The sequence below is a fragment of the Nocardioides sp. HB32 genome (assembly GCF_054058995.1).
The window spans coordinates 840,512-862,039 of record NZ_JBSSBS010000001.1 but is presented as its reverse complement, the minus strand read 5'-3'; the positions used below and the strand labels follow the sequence as shown (position 1 = coordinate 862,039).

Below are 21,528 nucleotides of genomic sequence, written 5' to 3'. Positions count from 1 at the left end.
CTGAATATGTAGTCCGGTCACCCGGTCGTCAAGCGCCGCAGCCGACTTGTGACTCAGCGGTGACCCCAGCCGAGCCGATGAGAGACCTCGGCAGCGGCCTCGACGAGCTGCGGCAGCACCTCATCGACGCGGGCGTCCGGGAGCCGGAACGTCGGGCCGGAGACACTCATCGACGCGATCACGTCACCGTGCGCGTTGCGGATCGGGGCGGCGACCGCGGTCAGTCCCTCCTCGAGCTCGTCGACGGCGACGGCGTACCCCTGCGCGCGGACCTGCTCGAGCTCGGCGCGCAGCTTGGCCTTCTTGGTGATGGTGAGCGGGGTGTAGCGCGACAGCGAGCCCAGCACCTCCGCGACCCGCTCCTCGTCCAGTCCACTGAGCAGCACCTTGCCGTTGCTGGTGGCGTGCAGCGGGATGTGCTGCCCGACCCAGTTGTGCGGCTGCAATGCCGAGGTGCCGGCGACCTGGTCGAGGTAGAGCGCCGAGCTCTCGGAGAGGACGGCGATGTTGACCGTCTCGCCGGTGTCGGCCGCGAGCTGGCGGCAGACCGGTCGCGCCTCCTGGACCAGGTCGAGCCGCGCGGTCGTGGCGCCGGCCAGCCGCAGGACACCGACCCCGAGGCGGTAGCGGCCGCGGTCGGTGGTCTGCTCCACCAGCCGGTGCGACTCCAGGGTCGAGACCAGCCGGAACGCCGTGCTCTTGTGCACGCCGAGCTCACCCGCGATCTCGGTGACGCCGGCCTCGCCGACGCGCGCGAGGACCGCGAGGATGGTCAGCGCCCGGTCGACGGACTGGACGCCGGCGCTCGCGTCGTTCACGATGGCGACAGTAGCGGAGATCTGTTGCGTATCGCAGGACGCGTTTCTGCCAGCGCAACACTGATGCGAAGGTTGTCCCGTGCCCTCTCTCGCGCCCCCGACCATCGCGGCCGGCGACTTCGTGCTCATCCTCTCCTGCCCGGACCGGCCCGGCATCGTGCACGCCGTGTCCGGGTTCCTGGTCGCGCGCGGCGGGAACATCCTGGAGAGCCAGCAGTTCGGCGACCGGCTCAGCGGCACGTTCTTCATGCGCATCGACGTCGAGGTGCCGGGGCCGGCGACGGCCGCGGAGCTGCGCGCCGAGTTCGCGCCGATCGCCGCGGAGTTCGAGATGCGCTTCGAGCTCTGGGACGCGCGGGCGCCGTACCGGACGCTGATCATGGTGTCCAAGCACCTGCACTGCCTCAACGACCTGCTGTTCCGCACCTCCACCGGCTCCCTGCAGATCGAGGTGCCGGCCGTCGTCTCGAACCACGAGGACGCCGCCGAGATGGCGGCGTCGTACGGCGTGCCGTTCTTCCACGTGCCCGTCACGCCCGACACCAAGCCGGAGGCGGAGGCGCGGCTGCTGTCGCTGGTGAAGGAGCTGGACGTCCACCTGGTCGTGCTGGCCCGCTACATGCAGGTCCTCTCCGACGACCTGTGCCGGTCGCTGGCCGGCCGGGCGATCAACATCCACCACTCGTTCCTGCCGAGCTTCAAGGGCGCGAAGCCCTACCACCAGGCCTTCGACCGCGGCGTGAAGCTGGTCGGCGCGACCGCGCACTACGTGACCGGCGACCTCGACGAGGGCCCGATCATCGAGCAGGACGTGATGCGCGTCGACCACTCCTACGACCAGGACGCCATGGTCGGCGCCGGCCGCGACGTCGAGGCGCAGGTCCTCTCCCGTGCGGTCCGCTGGCACTCCCAGTCGCGGGTGCTGCTGAACGGGTCGCGGACGGTGGTGTTCCGGTAGCGGGGCGGGTTTCTCCGGCTGACCGGAGAAACCCGCGCGACACGCCGAGGCGACACGGCGTGTCGAGCGGGTTTCGGCGGACAACCCACGGATCTGCTCAGGCCGACCAGAGGATCGAGTCGGCCGCGATCGTCGCGGGCGGGTAGACGTCGTGGAGGTCGGGCCGTCGGCCCATCAGCTCCGAGAGCGCCACCGTGGGCGCCCGCCGCGGTTCGTCCCGTTCGCGTCGGGACGTCGGCGTGGATGCGGCGGGGTGCGGCCGGCGTTCCCGCACCGGTCGGTCCTGCAGCGTCGTCATGCCGGCACGGTTCCCCGACCGCCCGGATCCTGAACGTACCCCGGCGAGCCGGTCTGGACCGCGGCACCTCAACCGTCAGAACCCCCGACTCGACCGTGAGAGCGGGTCAGTCCCCGAGCTCGGCGCGACGGCGTACGACGTAGGCCTCGAGCTCCTCGCGGACGGCCTCGTCGAGGGGCGGCTGCTCGTACTCCTCGAGGCGCTTCTGCCAGATGTCCCCGGCCCGGGCCGCGGTGTCCTTGGCGCCGTTGCGCATCCAGCGCTCGTAGTTCTCGGAGGAGGAGAGGAACGGGCGGTAGAAGCAGGTGCGGAAGCGCTCCATCGTGTGCATCGCGCCGAGGAAGTGGCCGCCGTGGCCGACCTCCTGGTGCGCGTCGAAGGCCAGCGACGCCTCGTCGATCTCCAGCGGCGTGAACTCGTGCTGGAGCATCTGCACGAGCTCGCAGTCGATGACGAACTTCTCGTAGCCCGACACCAGGCCGCCCTCGAGCCACCCGGCGGAGTGCATCACCCAGTTCGCGCCGGCGAGGAACGTCGGCAGCAGCGTCATCATCGCCTCGTAGCCGGCCTGCGCGTCCGGCACCTGCGAGGACGTCAGGCCGCCGCCGGTGCGGAACGGCAGCCCGAAGTGCCGTGCGATCTGGCCGGTGCAGAGGAGGCCGATGCCGGACTCCGGCGTGCCGAACGTGGGCGAGCCGGACTGCATGTCGATGTTGGAGAGGAACGACCCGAACACCACCGGGCAGCCCGGCCGGATCAGCTGCGAGAGCGCGATGCCGGACAGCGCCTCGGCCATCTGCTGCACGAGCGCGGCCGGGATCGTCACCGGCGACATCGCGCCCATCAGGATGAACGGCGTGAGCACGACGGGCTGGTTGGCCGCCGAGTACTCGAACTGCGCCTCGAGCATCCGGTCGTCCCAGCGCAGCGGGCTGTTGCAGTTGACCAGCGAGATCAGCGCCGGGGTCTCCTCGATCGCCTCGCGCGAGCCGAACAGGATCTCGGTCATCGCGATCGTGTCGCGAGCGTTGACGCCGGAGACCACGTTGCCCATGTAGATCTTGTCGGTGAGCGTCTGCAGCGCGTACGTCATGTCGAGGTGCCGGCTGTCGAGCGGGGTGTCGTTCGGCTCGGTCACGACGCCGCCGGCGGAGTCGAGCACGCCGAAGGACTGCGAGAGCTTGGCGAAGTTCCGGAAGTCCTCCATGGTGCCGTCGCGGCGCACGTCGCCCTGGCGCACGAACGGCGGGCCGTACACGGCACCGAAGGCCATCGCGTCGCCACCGATGTGCACGGAGTTCTCGGGATTGCGGGCCTGGAGGTCGAACTCACGGGGCGCCTTCGCGACCTGCTCCAGCACGAAGTCGGGGTCCAGGAAGACGGTGTTCTCCTCCACCCGCTGCCCGGCCGCGGCGAACAGGTCCCGGGCCCGGGCGTCCATGAACTCGACGCCGATCTCGCTGACCAGCCGGCGCCAACCGGCGTCCAGCGTCGCCATCGCGTCCTCGGAGAGCACCTCGTAACGGGGCATCCGGTTGCGGAACATCGCTCCTCCTGCCTAACCTCATCATGTGGGACCAGCGTTCCACAACATGGAACAGGACGGAAGCGCGTGTCATCCACGAGGGCAGAGGCGAGCACTGGCACCCAGGCCGTCGACCGCGCGGCGGCGCTGGTCGAGACGGTCGTGCACGCCGACGCGCCGCTGAGCTTCGCCGACCTCCAGGCCGCGAGCGGGCTCGCGAAGTCGACCACCTCCCGGATGCTCGCGGCGCTCGAGCGCGGGGGCCTGCTGGAGCGCGACGCCGGAGGTTCGTACGTCGCCGGCAGCCTGTTCTGGCTGTACGCCGCCCGCCACGACCCGTGGGAGGAGCTGGTCCGGCTCGCGCGACCGGCGCTGGAGCGGATCGGCGAGGAGACCTCGGAGTCCGTGCACCTCTCGGTCGCCCGCGGCGACAAGGTCGTGCAGGTCGCCCAGGTCGACAGCCGCTACCTGCTCGGCACCCGCGACTGGACCGAGATCGACGTGCCGGCGCACACCTCCGCGCTCGGCAAGGTGTTCTACGCCTGGCAGGCGCTGCCGGTCCCGGCGGGGCCGCTCGCGGCGCTGACCGAGAACACCATCACCGACCCCGCCCTCCTCGTCCGCGACGGGCAGCGCGCCCGCCAGCGCGGCTGGGCGGTCACCGACGGCGAGCTCGAGATCGGCCTGAGCGGCGTCGCCGTACCGGTCCACGGTGCCCGCGGCGACGTGGTCGCCGCGCTCGGCATCTCGGGACCCACCACACGCCTCGAGGACCGCCTCGAGGAGCTCGGAAAGAACCTGTCGTCCCACGCCACGCAGCTGTCGACGCTGCTGCGCGGCTCAGCACCCAAGGAGGGTGTGGCATGACCTCACCGGAGGAGATCCTGCAGGGCCTCTACGACGAGACCCTGGTCGGCAACGCACCCCGGGTGCTCGAGCTGACGGAGGAGGGGTTGTCGATCGAGATGGAGCCGCAGACGCTGCTCTTCGACGCGCTCATCCCCTCGCTCGAGGAGGTCGGCGCGCGGTTCGAGCGCGGCGACTTCTTCGTGCCCGAGATGCTGATAGCGGGCCGGGCGATGGCGGGTGCCATGGAGCGGCTCCGGCCGCTGCTCGCCGAGACCGGGGTGCAGACGGTCGGCAAGTTCCTGATGGGCACGGTCAAGGGCGACGTGCACGACATCGGCAAGAACCTCGTCAACATCATGCTCGAGGGCGCCGGCTTCGAGGTCATCGACCTCGGCGTCCAGGTCGCGCCGGAGAAGTTCGTGGCCGCGATCGAGGAGCACCAGCCCGACATCGTCGGCTTCTCGGCGTTCCTCACCACCACGATGCCGATGTTCAAGGCCAACATCAACGCCCTCGAGAAGGCCGGCCTCCGCGACTCCGTGGTGGTCATGGTCGGCGGCGCCCCGGTCACCCAGGAGTACGCCGACGCCGTCGGCGCCGACGGGTACGCCGCCGACGCCTCGGCCACGGTCAAGAAGGCCAAGGCGATGCTCGAGGCGCGGCGCGCGAAGGTCCCCGCATGACCACCCCACGAAACTGCGAGCTTCCCCCGCTTCGCTCCTCCAGCCCGCACTTTCGAGGGGACCCCGGATGAGCGAGCCGCTCCACACGGTCCTGCGGTCGGCGACCCGCGAGGTCGTGCTCGGCCACGACCAGCGGTTCTGCCTGATCGGCGAGCGGATCAACCCCACCGGCCGCCGGATCTTCCAGGAGCAGCTGCGCGCGGGCGACCTGTCCGCGATCGAGAGGGACGTCATCGCGCAGGCCGAGGGCGGCGCCGACGTGCTCGACGTGAACATGGGCGTCCCCCTCACCGACGAGCCCGAGCTGCTCGCGAAGGCGATCCAGCTCGTCCAGTCGATCAGCGACCTGCCGATCTGCATCGACTCCTCGGTCGTCGAGGCGCTCGAGGCCGGGCTGTCGGTCTACCAGGGCCGGGCGCTGGTCAACTCCGTCACCGCCGAGGACGACCGGCTGGCCGCGATCCTGCCGCTGGTCAAGAGGTACGACGCCGCGATCATCGCGCTGCCCAACGACCACGACGAGATCCCGATGGAGGCCGACAAGCGCCTGGACCTCACCGCGAAGATCATCCGGGTGGCCACCGAGGAGTACGGCATCGCCCAGGCCGACATCGTGATCGACCCGCTCGCGATGCCCATCGGCGCCGACACCTCCACCACGTTGGTGACCTTCGAGACGATGCGCCGGATCCGCGACGAGCACGGGGTGAACATGACCTGCGGCGCGTCCAACACGTCGTTCGGCATGCCCGACCGGCACACCCTCGGAGCCGCGTGGCTGCCGATGGCGATGACCGCCGGGCTCACCAGCGCGATCATGGACACCCGCACCCCGCAGATCGTCGAGGCCGTCAAGGCCGCCGACGTCTTCCTGGGCCACGACGAGTGGGGCATGGCGTGGATCGCCGCCCACCGGGCGAAGGCGGCAGCGAGCGCGTGACGGAGCTCCACGACGGCGCTCAGCCCGACGGGACCGGCCGGGTCGACCTCTCGTTCACCGTCGAGGATGCCCAGCGGACCGTCCGGGTGCCGCCCGGCGTCACCGTCTTCGACGCCGCGTCGTGGAACGGCATCGCGATCGACTCCACCTGCGGCGGCCACGGGACCTGCCACAAGTGCAAGGTGCGCATCGACGGCCCCAGCCCGATCACGCGCCACGACGTCAAGACGTTCACCCGCGACCAGCTGGACGCCGGCTGGCGGCTCGCCTGCCTGGTCAACGCGACACGGGACCTGACCGTCGACGTACCCCCGCTGACCACCCGGCCCAAGGCCGCCACCGTCGGGGTCGGCCGGCAGGTGATCCTGCGACCGGCGATCCAGAAGCGGTACGTCGAGCTCGAGGAGCCCACCCTCGCCGACCAGCGCACCGACCTGGCGCGGCTGCTCGCGGCGGTCGACGACCTCGAGCCGGTGCCGGACCTGCACCTGCTGCGCCGGCTCCCGACCGTGCTGCGGCAGGCCGACTTCAAGGTCACCGCGGTCGTCGTCGACGAGGCGCTGATCGATGTCGAGCCCGGCGACACGACCCGGCAGCAGTACGCCATCGCCTTCGACCTCGGCACCACCACGGTCGTCGCGACGCTGCTCGACGTCGGCACCGGCACGCCGGTCGCGGTCGCCTCGATGCTCAACCGGCAGCAGCCGTTCGGCGGCGACGTGATCACCCGGATCAGCGCCACGATGATGGACCCGGCCGCGCTGGGTCGGCTGCAGACCGCCGCCCAGGAGACGCTCGCGACGCTGGCCGCCCAGGTGTGCGACGAGGGCGGCGTCGACCCGACCCATGTCTACGAGGTCGCCGTCGCCGGCAACGCCACGATGACCGCGCTGGCCCTCGGGATCGACCCGGAGCCGCTCGGCGTCGCGCCGTTCATCATGTCGAGTGCGCAGCCGCCGGACCTGCTCGCCTCCGACCTGGGCCTGACCCTCCACCCCCGGGCCCGGGCCACCCTCTTCCCGGCCCTCGGTGCGTACGTCGGCGGCGACATCGTCGCCGGCATGCTCGCCACCGGCATGGACCGCGACAAGCGCACCCGGCTGTTCATCGACGTCGGCACCAACTGCGAGATCGTCGTCAGTGACGGCGACCGGATCCTCTCGACCGCCGCGCCGGCCGGCCCGGCATTCGAGGGCGGCGCGATCCGCTGCGGCATGCGCGCCGCCGACGGCGCGATCGAGGTCGTCCGGCTCGGCGACACGGTCGAGCTCGGGGTCATCGGTGACGTCGAGCCGAAGGGTCTCTGCGGCTCGGGTCTCGTCGACGCCGTGGCCGAGCTCGTGAAGGCGGGCCTGCTCGACGCGTCCGGGCGGTACGTCGCCGACGACGTCGCCAAGGAGGTGGCGCCCGCGCTGGCCGACCGGCTCACCATGCTCAGCAACTCCAAGGGGGCCCAGGAGCGGGTGTTCGTCCTGCACCGCCCGACACCGGACGCCGAGCCCGAGGACTGCGTGGTGCTGTCGCAGCGCGACGTCCGCGAGCTGCAGTTCGCGAAGGCCGCGATCTCGACCGGCTGGACGCTGCTGCTCGAGGAGCTCGGCCTCGAGCACCGCGACGTGCAGCAGGTGCTGCTCGCCGGCTCGTTCGGCAGCTACCTCTCGGCCGCGTCGGCCGTCCGCATCGGGCTGGTGCCGAAGCTGCCGGTCCTGCGCATCGTGGCCGCCGGCAACGTCGCGGGCGAGGGGGCGAAGATGGCGCTGCTCTCCGTGCGCGAGCGCGCCGGTGCCCAGGCGCTGCTGGAGGAGGTGACCTATGTCGAGCTCTCCGACCGCACCGACTTCAACGACCGATTCGTCGACCAGCTCGGGTTCTGACCGGGTCGCCCTCATCGCCTGCGGGGCGATCGCCCAGCCCTGCAAGGAGATCGTGGACCGCAACCACTGGCCGGTCGACGTCCACCCGCTGCCGCCGCTGCTGCACAACCAGCCCCAGCTGATCGCGGGCGAGGTGCGCGCGCTGGCGAGCACGCTCGCCTCGACCTACGACTCCGTCGTGGTGGGGTACGCCGACTGCGGGACGTACGGCGCGCTCGACGAGGTGTGCGAGGAGCTCGGGCTGGCCCGGCTGCCCGGCCTGCACTGCTACGACCTCTACGCGGGCGCATCGCGGATCGAGACGTTCTTCGACGCGCAGCCCGGCACCTACCTGCTCACGGACTTCCTGGTGAGGTCCTTCGCGCGGACCGTCGAGCAGGAGCTCGGCCTGGACCGCTGGCCGGAGCTGCGGGAGGCCTACTTCGGGAACTACACGCGGGTCGTCTGGCTCGCGCAGCGCCCCGACGACGAGCTGCGCCGGCTGGCGTCCTCCGCGGCGGAGCGGATCGGGCTGCCGCTCACCGTGGTCGAGACCGGCGACGCTCGCCTCGAGGACGCACTGCGTCGTACCGTCGCCGGGTGAGCCACCCCGTCGTCCGCCAGACCGTGCTCGACTGCCACGACCCGCGGCGGCTGGGCGACTTCTACCGCGACCTGCTCGGCTACGAGTACCGGCCCGGCGACGAGACGCCCCGCGAGGAGGAGGACTGGCTGGTGCTCCGGCCGAACGACGGCCCGCACGGCCTCGCCTTCCAGGCCAACCCGGAGTACGTCGCGCCGGTGTGGACGCCGGAGGCGGACCGGCCCGGCGAACAGCAGATGATGCTGCACCTGGACATGGCGGTCCCCGACGTGGCGAGCCTGGAGCTCCAGCGCCAGCGCGTGCTGCAGCTCGGCGGCGCGGTCCTGCTCGACCGCACGGCGGACGACGAGGAGCCGCTGTACGTGTTCGCGGACCCCGCCGGTCACCCGTTCTGCATCTTCGTCGCCTGACGAGGCGGCGCCGGCGCCCAGCGGGGATGATGTGGCGCGTGCACCGTGTCGCGAAGCTCCACGCCGTCGGGGACCTCCGGATCGAGGAGGCCGACGACCCGGGCGCGCCGCCCGCCGGCTGGTCGACGGTCGCGGTCACTTCGGTCGGGCTCTGCGGGTCGGACCTGCACTGGTACGCCGAGGGCGGCACCGGCGAGGTCTCGATCGGCGACCCGGTCGTGCCCGGGCACGAGTTCGCGGGCCGCGCCCTCGACGGCCCGTACGCCGGGCGTCGCGTCGCGGTCGACCCCGCGATCCCGTGCGGGCGCTGCGAGCAGTGCCTGGAGGGCCACGGCAACCTGTGCCCGAACATCCGGTTCGCCGGGCACGAGAGCCTCGACGGCGGCCTGCAGGAGCGGCTGGTGTGGCCCGACGAGCTGTTGTTCCCGCTCCCCGACGGGATGAGCGACGACGCCGGCGCGCTGCTCGAGCCGCTGGGTGTCGCCATCCACGCGGTCGACCACGCCCACGTGCGCGCCGGCCACGACGTGCTGGTCGTGGGAGCCGGCCCGATCGGGGTGCTGGCCGCCGCGGTCGCCCGCCGCGCCGGCGCGGCGCGTGTCTTCGTGTCCGAGCCGCTGTCGCACCGGCGGCGTACCGCCCTGCGCTTCGGGGCCGACGCGGCCTGGTCGCCCGAGGAGGCCGAGGGCGAGCTGATGGCCGCGACCGCGGGCCGCGGCGTCGACGTCGTGGTCGAGATGGCCGGCGCCGACGCCGGCATCGCCACGGCCGTCGCGTGCGCCCGGCCCGGCGCCCGGCTCGCGCTGGGCGGGATCCCCTCGACCCCGCTGTCGGCGTTCCCCGCCGCTCCGGCGCGCCGCAAGGGCCTGACCTTCGCGATGGTGCGCCGGATGCACGAGACCTACCCGCGGGCGATCCGGCTCGCGACCACCGGCATCGACCTCGACGACCTGGTGAGCGACCGGTTCCCGCTCGAGCGCTCCGCCGCGGCCTTCGAGCACGCCGTCGGCCGCACCGGAGACAAGACCGTCATCTCGGTCAGCGGCTAGCCTGCGCCCATGGAGGGCGTGATCGGGGACGGCGATCCCCGCGCCGACGACGTCGGGGAGCTGCTGGAGCGGCACCTGGCGTTCGCGAACGACCACACCCCTCCTCAGGACGTGCGCGCCCTCGATCTCGCGCTCGCCCCGCCGGACGTCGTCCGAACCGGTCCCCCGGACGGCCAGCTCGGATGACGTCCCACCTGAACCGTCTCAGCGAGTACGGCGTGACCGACCGCTCCGCGCTCGACGCACTGCTCGACTCCCAGTGGGCCGGCGTGCTCTCGACGGTCGTGGACGGCGCGCCGCTCGCCGTACCCATGCTCTACGCGCGCGACGGCGACCGGGTCCTGCTGCACGGCTCGACCGGCGCAGGTGCGTTGCGGGCCGTCGGCGCCGGCGCGGCCGCCGTGCTCACGGTCTTCGCCCTGGACGCCCTCGTGGTCGCGCCGACGACGTTCGAGTCGTCGGTCAACTACCGGTCCGCGACGATCCGCGGATCGCTCACTGCCGTGGACCCGAAGGAGGCGGCGCTCGACGTGTTCAGCGAGACCCTGCTCCCTGGTCGGACGACCGAGGTCCGGGCGTCGACGCGCAAGGAGCTCGCGAGCACCACGGCGCTGTCGCTGCCGATCGGCGCCGACAACTGGCTGCTGAAGGTCGCCGCCGAGTGGCCGGCCACGCCCGCGGAGGCAGGTGCCGAGCCGGACGTATGGAGCGGCCTGGTGCCGGTCCGCACGTCCTACGACCCTCCGGTCCCGGCGCCCTGGTCGGCCGACCTGCCGGTGCCTCCGTCGGTCCAGCGCCTCACGTCGTAGAGAAGGTGCGCCACCCGGTCCCGCTGGGCCCGCTTCCTCGACTCATCGGTTGCGGAGGCGAGCGAGCAGGTCCTGCCGCCAGGCCTCGGTCTCCGCGACCTGGTTGAACGTGAAGACGTGCAACCCCTCGACCAGCGCCGCGGGCTCGCCGAGGGTCGGTGCGCACTTCTCGAGGAACCGCTCGCCGGTGAAGCCACCCGGCGCCGCGAGCCGGGCGAACGTGCCTTTGTGCTTGGCGAGGAACCGGGTCGACTCGCCCACCCCGATCTTGGTCGCCATCGCGAGCAGCTTGGTGCGGTCCACCGGGCCCGGGATGCCCAGCAGCAGTGGCATCGTGATGCCGCGCCCGCGCATCCGGTGCACCCAGTCGTGGATCACGGCGGGGTCGAACGTCAGGTTGCTGACGACGTGCGTGGCGAAGCGCCGCTTGTCCCACATCGACTGCACGGTCAGGTCGTCGTGGATGGTCGGGTGCGACTCGGGATAGCCGGTGATCCCGACGTGGGCGAACGGCCGGCCGAGGTCCGCGAGGTCCTCGAGGAGCGCCAGCGCGTCGGGGTAGTCCCCGGCCGGGTCGGCGTCCCCGCCGGGAACGAAGATCCGGGTGATGCCCTTCCCCGTCAACCGCTCGCAGATCTCCGCGAGCTCGGCGCGGCCGGACACCATCCGCGCGGCGAGGTGCGGCACCACGGCGTACCCGTGGCCGGTCAGCCGCTCCGCCAGGTCGAGCGTCGCCTCCAGGCCCTTGCCCGGCGAGGCGGTGACGGTCACCCCCACGTCCCGGGGCAGGTGGGCGAGCACCTTGTCCTCGGTCGAGGGCGTGGGCAGCACCTCGTACCGGGACTGCTCCAGCAGCCGGGTCAGGGTCTGGACGTGGGACGACTTGTTGCGCATGGTGGAACTCGTTTCGTGATGCGCACCGACGTCGCCGAGTCTAGACCCTCGCGTCGCGGATCGTCACCCACGAGATCACGCCGCCGAGCGCGAGCAGCCCGGCGCAGATCATCACGGCCTGGCCGTACGCCGCGTCGAAGACCGCCGGGTCCGCATAGTCCGCGCCCATCAGGCCCACGGCGACCGGCAGCGCGGCCACCGCGAGCAGCGAGCCGGCCCGGGCGACGGCGTTGTTGACCCCGCTGGCGATGCCCGCGTGCTCGTCCGGGGCCGCAGCCAGCACGGTGGCGGTCAGTGGCGCCACCATCAGCGCCAGGCCGAGGCCGAAGACGGTCAGTCCCGGCAGCACGTCGGTCCAGTAGTTGACGTCCGCGCCGACCCGCATCAGCAGGAGGGCGCCGGCCGACATCACCAGGGGACCGACGGTCATCGGGATGCGCGGGCCGATGCGAGTGCCGAGCTCGCCACCGCGCGGGGCGAGGAACAGCATGCAGAGCGTGATCGGCAGCGTCGAGACGCCGGCCTCGAGCGCGCCGTACCCGCTCACGGTCTGGAGCTGGAGCACCAGGAAGAACAGCACCGCGCCGAGCGCGGCGTACACGACCATCGTCATCAGGTTCGCGGCGCTGAACGTGCGGTCCCGGAAGATGCCGAGCGGCAGCATCGGGTGGTCGCTGCGGCGCTCGTCGACGAGGAACCCGGCAGCGGCGAGCACCATCACCAGAACGGCCCACGGGGCGAGCGGGCTCCCCCACTCGATGAGCGCGTAGGTCAGGCCACCGAGGGCGAGTGCGGCGAGCACCGCCCCCACGACGTCGAACTCCCGGGGTGCCTGCGGGTCGAGCGTCTCCGGCACTGCCCGCCGCGCCGTGACGACGGTGACGACCGCTATCGGCAGGTTGATCAGGAAGATCCAGCGCCAGCTGGCGTACTGCACGAGCGCACCGCCCACGAACGGCCCGATCGCGGCGGCGATGCTGCCGAGCCCGGACCACGACCCGATCGCCTTCGCGCGGTCCTCGCGCACGAACGCGCCCTGGATCATCGCCAGGCTGCCCGGTGTCAGCAGCGCGGCGCCGACGCCCTGGAGCGTGCGGGCCGCGATCAGGACCCCAGGCGAGGGCGCGATCCCGCAGAGTAGCGAGGCGATCGCGAACCAGACCGTGCCCACGACGAAGACCCGGCGCCGTCCGAAGCGGTCGCCGAGCGAGCCGCCGAGCAGGATGAAGCTGGCCAGCGACAGCAGGTAGGCGTTGGACACCCACTGCAGCTGGGCCAGCGAGGCGTCGAGGTCCTCGCCGATCGTGTGCAGCGCGACGTTGACGACGGTGCCGTCGAGCATCGTCATGCCCGATCCGAGGACGGCGGCGAGGACCACGGCCCGGCCGGTCACCGTGCCGAGGCGTACGCCGGGCAATCCGGAGGAGTCGCTCACTCCGATGAGCCTAGGAGAGATCGGCGAAAACCCCGATGCCGGGCCGACCACGTCGACCGGCTCGGCCTCGAGCACCCGCGGATCGCCCCTCGCGCATGCCGGGATGCAGCGGAGGTGGCCGAGGCCCGCGCCGCTGCGTGAGCGTCCTAGCCGCGGAGCACTCGCGCGGCGATCCACGCGATGTCCTCGGCGGTCCGCGCCGGCGGGCCGGACGGCTGCATCACGTGGCTGAGCACCAGCCGGACGACCATGTCGATGGCAGCGTCGAGGTGCGTCTCGTCGAGGCGGACGTCGTACGGCGCGACCCGGTCGCGCACGACGAGCTTCGCGGCCGCGAGCAGCGACTCGGCGTGGGTGGTCAGCAGCGGCAGCAGCTCGGTGTCCGCGCCGTGGGTCGCCGAGACGACCGCGTGCAGGAGCAGGTTGTCCTGCGCGAGCTCCAGGACGCCGCGCGACGCCGCGCGGATCGCGTCGACCAGGTCGGCCGGGTGCTCGTCGAAGGCCGCCGTCACCACGCCGAGGAACCGGTCCAGCTCGTGCAGGATCATCGCCTCGGCCAGGCCCGGCTTGGTGCCGACCTCGTTGTAGACGGTCTGCCGGCTGACGCCGACCCGCTCGGCGATCGAGCCCATGGTGACGGCCGCCCACCCGGACTCGGTGGTCATCGCGACCGCGGCCTCGACGACGCGGTCACGCATCGTGGAGGCCATGGCCTCCAGTGTAGGAATCAGGCCACCGCCTCGGTCAGCGGGACGAAGTCGACCTTCTCCCGGACGCCGCAGTCCGGGCAGCACCAGGAGTCGGGCACGTCCGCCCACGGCGTACCGGCCGCGAAGCCCTCGTGCTCGTGTCCCTCCTCGACCCGGTACGTGTAGCCGCAGCCCGGGCAGCGGGCGGCCAGCACCTCCTCGGCCGGCGCGCCGGCGGCGTCGGCGGTCGGGCTTCCCGACGTCCCGGCCGGGCCCGGCGGGGGGTACTTCGCGAGGATCTTGTCGCGCTTGCGGGGGCTGAGGTTGGCGCGCGACAGGTCGCCGTCGAAGTGCGCGAGCACCCGCGGGTCCATCACCCGGCGCCAGACGGAGGGGACGATCGCGAGCACGATCATGCCGGCGTACCCGGTCGGCAGCACCGGGCTCTCCTCGAAGTCGCGCAGGGACTGGTAGCGGCGGGTCGGGTTGGCGTGGTGGTCGCTGTGCCGCTGCAGGTGGTAGAGCAGCACGTTGGTCGCGATGTTGTTGGAGTTCCACGAGTGGGTGGGGTCGACCCGCTCGTAGCGCTGGCGCTCGCCGACGCCGACCTTGTGGCGCAGCATCCCGTAGTGCTCCATGTAGTTGACGACCTCGAGGAGCGAGAAGCCGACGACGGCCTGGATCACCAGGTACGGCAGGATCCCGACACCGAGCCAGGCGACCAGCGCGCCCCAGAGGACCACCGACATCAGCCAGGCGTTGAGCACGTCGTTGCCGATCCGGAACGGGTGCTGCTGCCTGCGGGCGTAGCGGCGCTTCTCGAGGTTCCACGCGGACCTCAGGGAGCCGCCGACCGTGCGCGGCCAGAACTGGTAGAAGCTCTCGCCCACCCGGCTGCTGGCCGGGTCCTCCGGGGTCGCGACCCGGACGTGGTGGCCGCGGTTGTGCTCGATGTAGAAGTGCCCGTAGAAGCTCTGCGCCAGCGCGACCTTCGAGAGCCAGCGCTCGTTCTCCTCGCGCTTATGGCCGAGCTCGTGCGCGGTGTTGATGCCGATGCCGCCGATGCAGCCGACGCTCACGGCGAGGCCGATCTTGGCGAACGTCGAGAGGTCGTCACCGGCGATCAGCCACATGGCGCCCACGAAGCCGGCGTACTGGATCGGCAGGAACAGGTAGGTGATCCAGCGGTAGTAGCGGTCCCGCTCCAGCGCCTCGATCACGTCGTCGGGAGGGTTGGACCGGTCGAGCCCGGCCACCAGGTCGATCGCCGGGACGACGCCCAGGATCACGACCGGGCCGATCCAGAACCAGATGCCCCAGCCGGTCAGCGCCCAGGCGGCGTACCCGATGAAGGCGAGCGACGGCACCACCAGGCCGATCAGCCAGAGGTGGCGCTTGCGGTCCCGCCAGGAGTCGGTCGACCCCGCCCGGACGGTGCTGTTCGCGATCTGCTCGGACATCCCCATGCCTCCGTAGCCCTCGTCGGTTGCTTGACAGAACCGTACGAAATGTCAAGCGACTTTGACAAGAGGAGATGATTTGTAAACCGACCTCCGGGCTGCCTCGGTGGCCGAGCTCGTCGAGAGCCCAGCCGTGCGGCTCGCTCGACCACCATCGACGGATCCGCGGTCGCGTCTCCGTCAGGCGTTCTCCCTGCGGAACGTCGCGGTGCCCCACCAGGTCCCCAGCACCGCGAGGACGACCGCCCAGACGGTGCCCCACAGGACCGAGGAGGTGCCGAAGCTCCCCGAGAAGGAGTCGCGGACCGCGTCGACGACGTACTTGAACGGCATCAGGTCGCTGACGTTCTGCAGCCACTCCGGCCCGATCGTCATCGGGAGCAGGATGCCGCTGAGCAGCAGCACCGGCATCATCACGATGTTGATGATCGGCGCCATCACGTCCTCGCTCTTGGTGGTCAGGGCGAGCGCGTTCGAGGCGGCCGCGCAGGCCGCGCCGATGATCAGCGTGATCAGGATGCCCAGCACGATGCCGCCGAACGAGCCGCGCAGGCCCATCACGTAGCCGAGCGCGACCAGGATGACCGCCTGGACGAACAGCTGGCTGACGTCGCGCATCAGCCGGCCGACGAGCAGTGCGGAGCGGTTGGCAGGAGTCACCCGCTCGGCCTCGATCACGCCCTCGCGCCACTCGCCGATGAGGCCGAACCCGGCGAAGAACGCGCCGAACATGCCGAGCTGCACCAGCAGACCCGGCACGAGGAACGTGTAGGCGTTGTCGGTGCCGGTGCCGAACGACGACACCAGCGGCTCGAGCAGCGGGCCGAACAGCACCAGATAGAGCACCGGCTGCATGATCCCGATCAGCACCCACGCGGGATTGCGCAGGTTCATCCGGATCTGCCGGCGGAACACGATCGTGCTCTCTCGCGTGAAGCTCATGCCGGCACCTGCTCCTTGTCGTCGTCCTTCTCCGAGCCGGCCTCGGCGTCGCGCAGCGACCGGCCGGTGAGGGTGAGGAACACGTCGTCCAGGGTCGGCCGCGCGACCTCGATCGAGTCGAGGGTGACGCCCGCGGCGTCCAGCTCCCGCAGCAGCCCGGGTACGACGCGCCCCGCGCGGCCCACGCGCCCCCGCACGTGGTGGCCGTCCGTCTCGACCCCGTCGGCGATCGCGCCCAGCTTCGCGGCCGCGAGGCCCACCTGGTCGTCGGCGGCGACCTCGAGGTCGACCAGGTCACCCGCGACCTGGGCCTTGAGGTTGTCCGCGGTGTCGGCGGCGACGATCCGGCCCTGGTCGATGATCAGGATCCGGTCCGCGAGCGCGTCCGCCTCGTCGAGGTAGTGCGTGGTCAGGAAGACCGTGGCACCGTGCCGCGCGCGCAGGTCGCCGATGTGGTCCCAGAGGTTCGCCCGCGCCTGCGGGTCGAGCCCGGTGGTCGGCTCGTCGAGGAAGACCAGCGTCGGGTCGTGGATGAGCCCCATCACGACGTCGAGGCGGCGCTTCTGGCCGCCGGACATGTTCTTGGGCTGGCGGGTCCAGAGCCCGTCGAGCTGGAGCCGCTCGAACAGCTCCTGGCCCCGGCGTACGGCGTCGGCCCGGCTCATCCCGTAGAGCATCCCGTGGTCGACGACCTCGTCGCCGGCGTACGCACCGGAGAACGTCGAGCCGACCTGCGAGACGTAGCCGATGCTGCGCCGGACCTGGACCGGCTCCCTCCCGACGTCGTAGCCCGCGACCGTGGCGGTGCCGGCGGTCGGCCGGAGCAGCGTCGTCAGCATCCGCAGCGTCGTGGTCTTGCCGGCGCCGTTGGGGCCGAGGAACCCGACCACCTCGCCCTCGGCGACGTCGAGGTCGACGCCGTCGACGGCCCGGACCTCCTTGGCGTTCTTCCCGCGTCCCGTGTGGAAGGTCTGCACGAGCCCCCGTGCCTCGATCATCCTGACTCCCTGGATTCGTCATCTATTCAAACTTGAACACACGCATAGCAAGCGTCGGCCAGCTCTGACCCGGGCCGCGCCGCGGACTCATCGGGTCAGGACCAGGTGACCGCCGCCTGCTCGCGCCAGGTCCCCTCGAGCGCGGGCCGGCCGGAGCGGTTCCAGAGGGAGAGGTAGAGGTCGACCGCGGTGCCGTTGAGCACCCAGTCGGCGTCGCCGAGGCCGCGGCGCGGGCCGACGAGCCGCTCGGTGACGGCCGGGCGCGGGCCCAGTCGCAGCCGCCACCAGTCGGGCGCGTCGTCGGGCGCGACGACGAGCACCGACTCCTCCTCGCAGCGCAGCCGCGAGCGCGGCCGGGTGAGGAAGCCGCCGAGCAGCTCGTCGATCCCGTCGACCGCCAGGTCGACCTCGATCCACGTCTCGGCGGGATCCGGTGACCGGCCGAGCGCCGCGGACAGCGCGTCGACCGCGTGCACCGTCGTCTCGTGGCACTGCCGGCGGGCCCAGAACTCCCGCGGCGCGGGTGCGTCATGGAGGAACACCGGCGCCTGCACGTCGGCCGGCGCCCGGGTCAGCGTGTCGGCGAGCTCGATCACGCCGTCGCGCAGCCACTCCAGCGGGTCCGACTCCTCCTGGCCGGCGGCCTCGAGCACGTCGGGGTCGATGTCCCGCTCGCCGCGCACCAGGCCGGCGGCCCAGCGGTGCACCATGCCCTGGTGGGCGACCAGGTCCCGCACCGTCCACCCGGGACAGGTCGGCACCGGCGCGCGCAGGCCGGCGCGGTCGGCGTACCGGACGAACGCGACCATCGCGGAGCGGAGTCCGTCGAGGTGGCGCGCCAGGGGGAGCTGGGTGGGCACGTGCCGAGCGTGACACCTCGCGCGGCGCGCGGCACCCGGATTACCCGGAGGTGGTAGGAGTGGGGCGTGACCGAGCCCGCCGCCGTCCGCCTCGCCGTCCTCATCGACGCCGACAACGTGTCCTCCTCGCACTCCGCCGCACTGCTCGCCGAGCTGGCCCGGTACGGCGTACCAACGGTCAAGCGGGCGTACGGCGACTGGACGACCCCGCAGCTCGGCGGCTGGAAGGGCGAGCTGGCGCGGCACGCGATCCAGCCCGTCCAGCAGTTCGCGAACACGGTCGGCAAGAACTCGACGGACTCCGCGCTGATCATCGACGCGATGGACCTGCTGTACTCCGGCAACCTGGACGCGTTCGCGATCGTGTCCAGCGACAGCGACTTCACCCGGCTGGCCACCCGGCTGCGGGAGTCCGGCAAGACCGTCTACGGCCTCGGCCGGCGGCGTACCCCCGCCTCGCTCCAGGCGGCGTGCGACAAGTTCATCTTCCTCGAGGTGCTGCGCGACGAGCAGGACACCCCCGACGACAGCGACGCGGAGGCCGAGGAGGACTCGCTGCCCGACCTGCGCACGATCCTCGAGGCGGCCGTTCGCAGCACCGGGCAGGAGGACGGCTGGGCACCGCTCGGCGCGGTCGGCACCTACCTCGGCAAGACGCACGCGGCCTTCGACCCGCGGCACTACGGCTTCCCGCGGCTCAGCGCGCTCGCCGGCGCGCAGAGCTACCTGGACCTCGACCACCCCGAGGGTGGGCAGCCGCGGGTCCGGTTGCGCTCGCAGCGGGCGCCGCGCAAGCGGGCGGCGAAGAAGGCCGCCCCGGCCACGAAGGCCTCACCGGCCAAGTAGCGCGCGGTACCTCTCGCGGTCGGCGTTCATCTGCCAGCCCGGCTCGTCCTCGAGCAGCGGGAGCATCGAGAACGCGACGTGGAACGCCGTGCGCTCGTAGGGGTCCACGGTCTCCAGCGCCGAGACCAGCAGCCGGTCCAGCTCGGCGCGCCCGGTGTCGGTGAGCACGTAGACCGCGAGGTCGCGGCCGCCGTTCTGGAGGTCGTGCCGGACCAGGTGTCCGTGCCGGGTGAGGGAGGTCAGCCCGTGGTAGATCGACCCCGGGTTGGTGTGCGCCCATCGGTCGACCTGCCAGGACAGCAGCTCCCGCCGGATCTGGTAGCCGTTGACGGGCTCGAAGAGCGCCACGGCGCCGAGGAGCAGCATCCGGGTCTCCTCGCCAGCCATGCGGCGAGTCCAGGAGCGTAGGTTGGCGCCATGACGGAGCAACCCTTCGGCATCGACTTCGGCGGCACCGGCATCAAGGGCGCGCCCGTCGACCTCGACGCCGGTGAGTTCGCCGGGGAGCGGGTTCGCATCCGCACTCCGGAGAAGTCCACGCCCGACAACGTGCGCGACGTGTTCGTCGACCTGCTCGCCCAGTTCCCCGACTGCAAGGGCGCGGTCGGCGTGACGGTGCCCGGCGTCGTCCGCCACGGCGTCGTGTACTCGGCGGCGAACATCGACAAGTCCTGGGTCGGCACCGACGCGGACAAGCTGCTCACAGAGGCCACCGGCCGGGAGGTGCACGTCGTCAACGACGCGGACGCCGCCGGTCTCGCCGAGGTGCGGTACGGCGCCGCGCGTGGCCGCTCGGGCCTGGTGATCGTCACGACCCTCGGCACCGGCATCGGCTCGGCGATGGTGCACGACGGCGTCCTGGTCCCGAACTCCGAGCTCGGTCACCTCCAGGTCGACGGGCACGACGCCGAGTCGCGTGCCGCCAACAGCGCCCGCGAGCGCGAGGGGCTCTCGTGGGAGCACTGGGCGAAGCGGCTGACGAGGTACTACCGGACGCTGGAGATGCTGTTCTCCCCCGAGCTGTTCGTCGTGGGCGGCGGGGTGAGCAAGGAGAGCGAGGAGTTCCTCCCGCTGCTCGACCTCGACACCGAGATCGTGCCCGCCACGCTGCGCAACAAGGCCGGCGTGGTCGGCGCGGCGCTCTACGCCAGCGAGGGCGGCGGCTGACGGCCGACCCGACCGGGTCAGGGCGCCCGCGACGGCCGCTCAGTCGCCGCGGATCGCGGCGGCGACCGCCTTGGGCACGTCGGGGTGGAAGACGGTGGGGATGATGAAGTTCGGGTTGAGCTCGTCGTCGTCGACGACGTGCGCGATCGCGTCGGCGGCGCGCAGCAGCATGTCGATGGTGACCTCGTGCGCGCGGGCGTCGAGGAGCCCCCTGAAGACGCCGGGGAACGCCAGCACGTTGTTGATCTGGTTCGGGTAGTCCGAGCGGCCGCTGGCGACGACGGCGGCGTACTTGTCCGCCTCGGCGGGGTCGACCTCGGGATCGGGGTTCGCGAGGGCGAAGACGACCGCATCGGGGGCCATGTCCCGGATCCACTCGGCCTTCAGCGCGCCGGGGGCACTCACCCCGATGAAAACGTCCGCGCCGTGCAGGACCGTGTGCAGGTCGCCGCGCACCCGGCGCGGGTTGGTGACGGCGGCCAGCTGCCGGTGCGCCGGCGCGAGCGAGTCGTCGTCGGCCGCGAGCGCCCCGGCGCGGTCGACCACGACCACGTCCGTGACCCCGGCGGCGATGAGCAGGGTGACGATCGCCGTGCCCGCCGCTCCCCCGCCGGACACCACGACCCGCACCGACGGCAGCTCCTTGCGCACGACGCGCAGCGCGTTGGTGAGGGCGGCGAGCACGACGATCGCGGTGCCGTGCTGGTCGTCGTGGAACACGGGGATGTCGAGCGACTGGCGCAGCCGGCGCTCGATCTCGAAGCAGCGCGGTGCGGCGATGTCCTCGAGGTTGATGCCGCCGAAGCCCGGGGCGATCATCTCGACCGCCTTCACGATCTCGTCGGTGTCCTGGCTGGCCAGGCAGATCGGCCACGCGTCGATGTCCGCGAACCGCTTGAACAGCGCGGCCTTGCCCTCCATCACCGGCAGCGCCGCACCGGGGCCGATGTTGCCCAGGCCGAGGACGGCGGACCCGTCGGTGACGACCGCGACCGAGTTGCCCTTCACGGTCAGCCGCGGGATGTCCTCCGGGTGCTCGGCCAGCGCCATGCTGACCCGGCCGACGCCGGGGGTGTAGGCCATCGACAGGTCGTCCCGGTTGCGGAGCGGGACCTTCGAGGTGACCTCGATCTTGCCGCCGATGTGCATCAGGAACGTCCGGTCGCTGACCCGGTGGACGTCGACCCCGTCGAGGGCGTCGACGGCCGCCTCGAGCACCTTCGCGTGCGCGGCGTCGCTGGCCGAGCAGGTCACGTCCACGACGAGCCGCTCGTGGCTGGACTCGGCGACGTCGATCGCGGTCACGATGCCGCCGGCCTGCGTGATCGTCGTCGCCACCGCACCGACGACCCCGTGGTCGGGCGCGGTGTGCAGGCGCATCGTGATCGAGTACGACGAGGGGGTGGCGGCCATGTCCCGACCCTCTCGCTGCCGGTCGGTT

General features: G+C 71.9%; 24 protein-coding genes. 12 read left to right on the top strand and 12 right to left on the bottom strand.

Annotated features, from left to right (window positions below; genetic code table 11):
* Positions 1-53 precede the first annotated feature (53 nt).
* On the bottom strand, positions 54-818 hold the full coding sequence (locus ACVW2K_RS04420) for an IclR family transcriptional regulator (RefSeq protein ID WP_457201675.1): 765 nt from the start codon (positions 816-818) through the stop codon (positions 54-56).
* 79 nt (positions 819-897) lie between these two features.
* Here ACVW2K_RS04420 and purU point away from each other — a divergent pair, with 79 nt between their 5' ends.
* Positions 898-1,776 (top strand): formyltetrahydrofolate deformylase, encoded by an 879-nt coding sequence (gene purU, locus ACVW2K_RS04415; RefSeq protein ID WP_457201674.1) that lies wholly within the window; start codon positions 898-900, stop codon positions 1,774-1,776.
* Positions 1,777-1,873: 97 nt separating this feature from the next.
* On the opposite strand, the gene ACVW2K_RS04410 is transcribed toward purU, so the two are convergent.
* Positions 1,874-2,074 (bottom strand): hypothetical protein, encoded by a 201-nt coding sequence (locus tag ACVW2K_RS04410; RefSeq protein ID WP_028637946.1) that lies wholly within the window; start codon positions 2,072-2,074, stop codon positions 1,874-1,876.
* 106 nt (positions 2,075-2,180) lie between these two features.
* A complete protein-coding gene (locus ACVW2K_RS04405; protein ID WP_457201673.1) occupies positions 2,181-3,620 on the bottom strand; it encodes a trimethylamine methyltransferase family protein in 1,440 nt (479 codons plus the stop codon).
* 66 nt (positions 3,621-3,686) lie between these two features.
* On the opposite strand from ACVW2K_RS04405, the gene ACVW2K_RS04400 reads away from it, so the two are divergent.
* The 9 genes from ACVW2K_RS04400 (at position 3,687) to ACVW2K_RS04360 (ending at position 10,796) form a co-directional block, all read left to right on the top strand.
* Complete coding sequence (locus ACVW2K_RS04400) at positions 3,687-4,466, top strand: IclR family transcriptional regulator (protein ID WP_028637944.1); 780 nt, start codon at positions 3,687-3,689, stop codon at positions 4,464-4,466.
* A complete protein-coding gene (locus tag ACVW2K_RS04395; RefSeq protein WP_036570700.1) occupies positions 4,463-5,131 on the top strand; it encodes a corrinoid protein in 669 nt (222 codons plus the stop codon). Before ACVW2K_RS04400 ends, ACVW2K_RS04395 begins: the two co-directional genes overlap by 4 nt.
* A gap of 67 nt (positions 5,132-5,198) precedes the next feature.
* Positions 5,199-6,071 carry a methyltetrahydrofolate--corrinoid methyltransferase gene (locus tag ACVW2K_RS04390; RefSeq protein ID WP_028637942.1) on the top strand — a complete coding sequence of 291 codons (873 nt, stop codon included), beginning with the start codon at positions 5,199-5,201 and terminating at the stop codon, positions 6,069-6,071.
* Positions 6,068-7,945 carry an ASKHA domain-containing protein gene (locus tag ACVW2K_RS04385; protein WP_457201672.1) on the top strand — a complete coding sequence of 626 codons (1,878 nt, stop codon included), beginning with the start codon at positions 6,068-6,070 and terminating at the stop codon, positions 7,943-7,945. Before ACVW2K_RS04390 ends, ACVW2K_RS04385 begins: the two co-directional genes overlap by 4 nt.
* A 52-nt stretch (positions 7,946-7,997) precedes the next feature.
* On the top strand, positions 7,998-8,528 hold the full coding sequence (locus ACVW2K_RS04380) for a DUF1638 domain-containing protein (protein ID WP_197025352.1): 531 nt from the start codon (positions 7,998-8,000) through the stop codon (positions 8,526-8,528).
* Entirely contained in the window at positions 8,525-8,938 is a 414-nt protein-coding gene (locus ACVW2K_RS04375; RefSeq protein ID WP_457201671.1) for a VOC family protein, read from the top strand. Before ACVW2K_RS04380 ends, ACVW2K_RS04375 begins: the two co-directional genes overlap by 4 nt.
* A gap of 38 nt (positions 8,939-8,976) precedes the next feature.
* Complete coding sequence (locus tag ACVW2K_RS04370; protein ID WP_457201670.1) at positions 8,977-9,987, top strand: zinc-dependent alcohol dehydrogenase; 1,011 nt, start codon at positions 8,977-8,979, stop codon at positions 9,985-9,987.
* Between the two features lie 9 nt (positions 9,988-9,996).
* Positions 9,997-10,173, top strand: a complete 177-nt coding sequence (locus ACVW2K_RS04365; RefSeq protein ID WP_457201669.1) for a hypothetical protein — start codon at positions 9,997-9,999, stop codon at positions 10,171-10,173.
* Entirely contained in the window at positions 10,170-10,796 is a 627-nt protein-coding gene (locus tag ACVW2K_RS04360) for a pyridoxamine 5'-phosphate oxidase family protein (protein ID WP_051549319.1), read from the top strand. Before ACVW2K_RS04365 ends, ACVW2K_RS04360 begins: the two co-directional genes overlap by 4 nt.
* Positions 10,797-10,838: 42 nt before the next feature.
* Here ACVW2K_RS04360 and ACVW2K_RS04355 read toward each other — a convergent pair whose 3' ends face one another.
* The 7 genes from ACVW2K_RS04355 to ACVW2K_RS04325 form a co-directional block, all read right to left on the bottom strand.
* Positions 10,839-11,690 (bottom strand): methylenetetrahydrofolate reductase, encoded by an 852-nt coding sequence (locus ACVW2K_RS04355; RefSeq protein WP_457201668.1) that lies wholly within the window; start codon positions 11,688-11,690, stop codon positions 10,839-10,841.
* Positions 11,691-11,730: 40 nt separating this feature from the next.
* Positions 11,731-13,125, bottom strand: coding sequence for an MFS transporter (locus tag ACVW2K_RS04350; protein ID WP_036570697.1), 1,395 nt, complete (start codon positions 13,123-13,125; stop codon positions 11,731-11,733).
* Between the two features lie 146 nt (positions 13,126-13,271).
* A complete protein-coding gene (locus ACVW2K_RS04345; protein ID WP_457201667.1) occupies positions 13,272-13,835 on the bottom strand; it encodes a TetR family transcriptional regulator in 564 nt (187 codons plus the stop codon).
* Positions 13,836-13,852: 17 nt separating this feature from the next.
* Entirely contained in the window at positions 13,853-15,274 is a 1,422-nt protein-coding gene (locus ACVW2K_RS04340; RefSeq protein WP_457201666.1) for a fatty acid desaturase, read from the bottom strand.
* Positions 15,275-15,454: 180 nt separating this feature from the next.
* On the bottom strand, positions 15,455-16,216 hold the full coding sequence (locus ACVW2K_RS04335) for an ABC transporter permease (RefSeq protein ID WP_457201665.1): 762 nt from the start codon (positions 16,214-16,216) through the stop codon (positions 15,455-15,457).
* Complete coding sequence (locus ACVW2K_RS04330; RefSeq protein WP_457201664.1) at positions 16,213-17,214, bottom strand: ATP-binding cassette domain-containing protein; 1,002 nt, start codon at positions 17,212-17,214, stop codon at positions 16,213-16,215. Before ACVW2K_RS04330 ends, ACVW2K_RS04335 begins: the two co-directional genes overlap by 4 nt.
* Positions 17,215-17,309: 95 nt before the next feature.
* Positions 17,310-18,074, bottom strand: coding sequence for a maleylpyruvate isomerase family mycothiol-dependent enzyme (locus ACVW2K_RS04325; RefSeq protein WP_028637931.1), 765 nt, complete (start codon positions 18,072-18,074; stop codon positions 17,310-17,312).
* Positions 18,075-18,140: 66 nt separating this feature from the next.
* Here ACVW2K_RS04325 and ACVW2K_RS04320 point away from each other — a divergent pair, with 66 nt between their 5' ends.
* On the top strand, positions 18,141-18,920 hold the full coding sequence (locus ACVW2K_RS04320; RefSeq protein WP_028637930.1) for an NYN domain-containing protein: 780 nt from the start codon (positions 18,141-18,143) through the stop codon (positions 18,918-18,920).
* Here ACVW2K_RS04320 and ACVW2K_RS04315 read toward each other — a convergent pair.
* On the bottom strand, positions 18,906-19,307 hold the full coding sequence (locus tag ACVW2K_RS04315; RefSeq protein ID WP_457201663.1) for a PadR family transcriptional regulator: 402 nt from the start codon (positions 19,305-19,307) through the stop codon (positions 18,906-18,908). The genes ACVW2K_RS04320 and ACVW2K_RS04315 overlap by 15 nt on opposite strands.
* Positions 19,308-19,337: 30 nt before the next feature.
* Here ACVW2K_RS04315 and ppgK point away from each other — a divergent pair, with 30 nt between their 5' ends.
* Positions 19,338-20,087: a polyphosphate--glucose phosphotransferase gene (gene ppgK / locus ACVW2K_RS04310; RefSeq protein ID WP_457201662.1), complete on the top strand. Its 750-nt coding sequence runs from the start codon at positions 19,338-19,340 to the stop codon at positions 20,085-20,087.
* Between the two features lie 39 nt (positions 20,088-20,126).
* On the opposite strand, the gene ACVW2K_RS04305 is transcribed toward ppgK, so the two are convergent.
* The gene (locus ACVW2K_RS04305; RefSeq protein ID WP_457201661.1) at positions 20,127-21,500 is read right to left on the bottom strand and encodes a malic enzyme-like NAD(P)-binding protein; all 1,374 of its coding nucleotides are present in this window, start codon (positions 21,498-21,500) and stop codon (positions 20,127-20,129) included.
* Between the last annotated feature and the right edge of the window lie 28 nt (positions 21,501-21,528).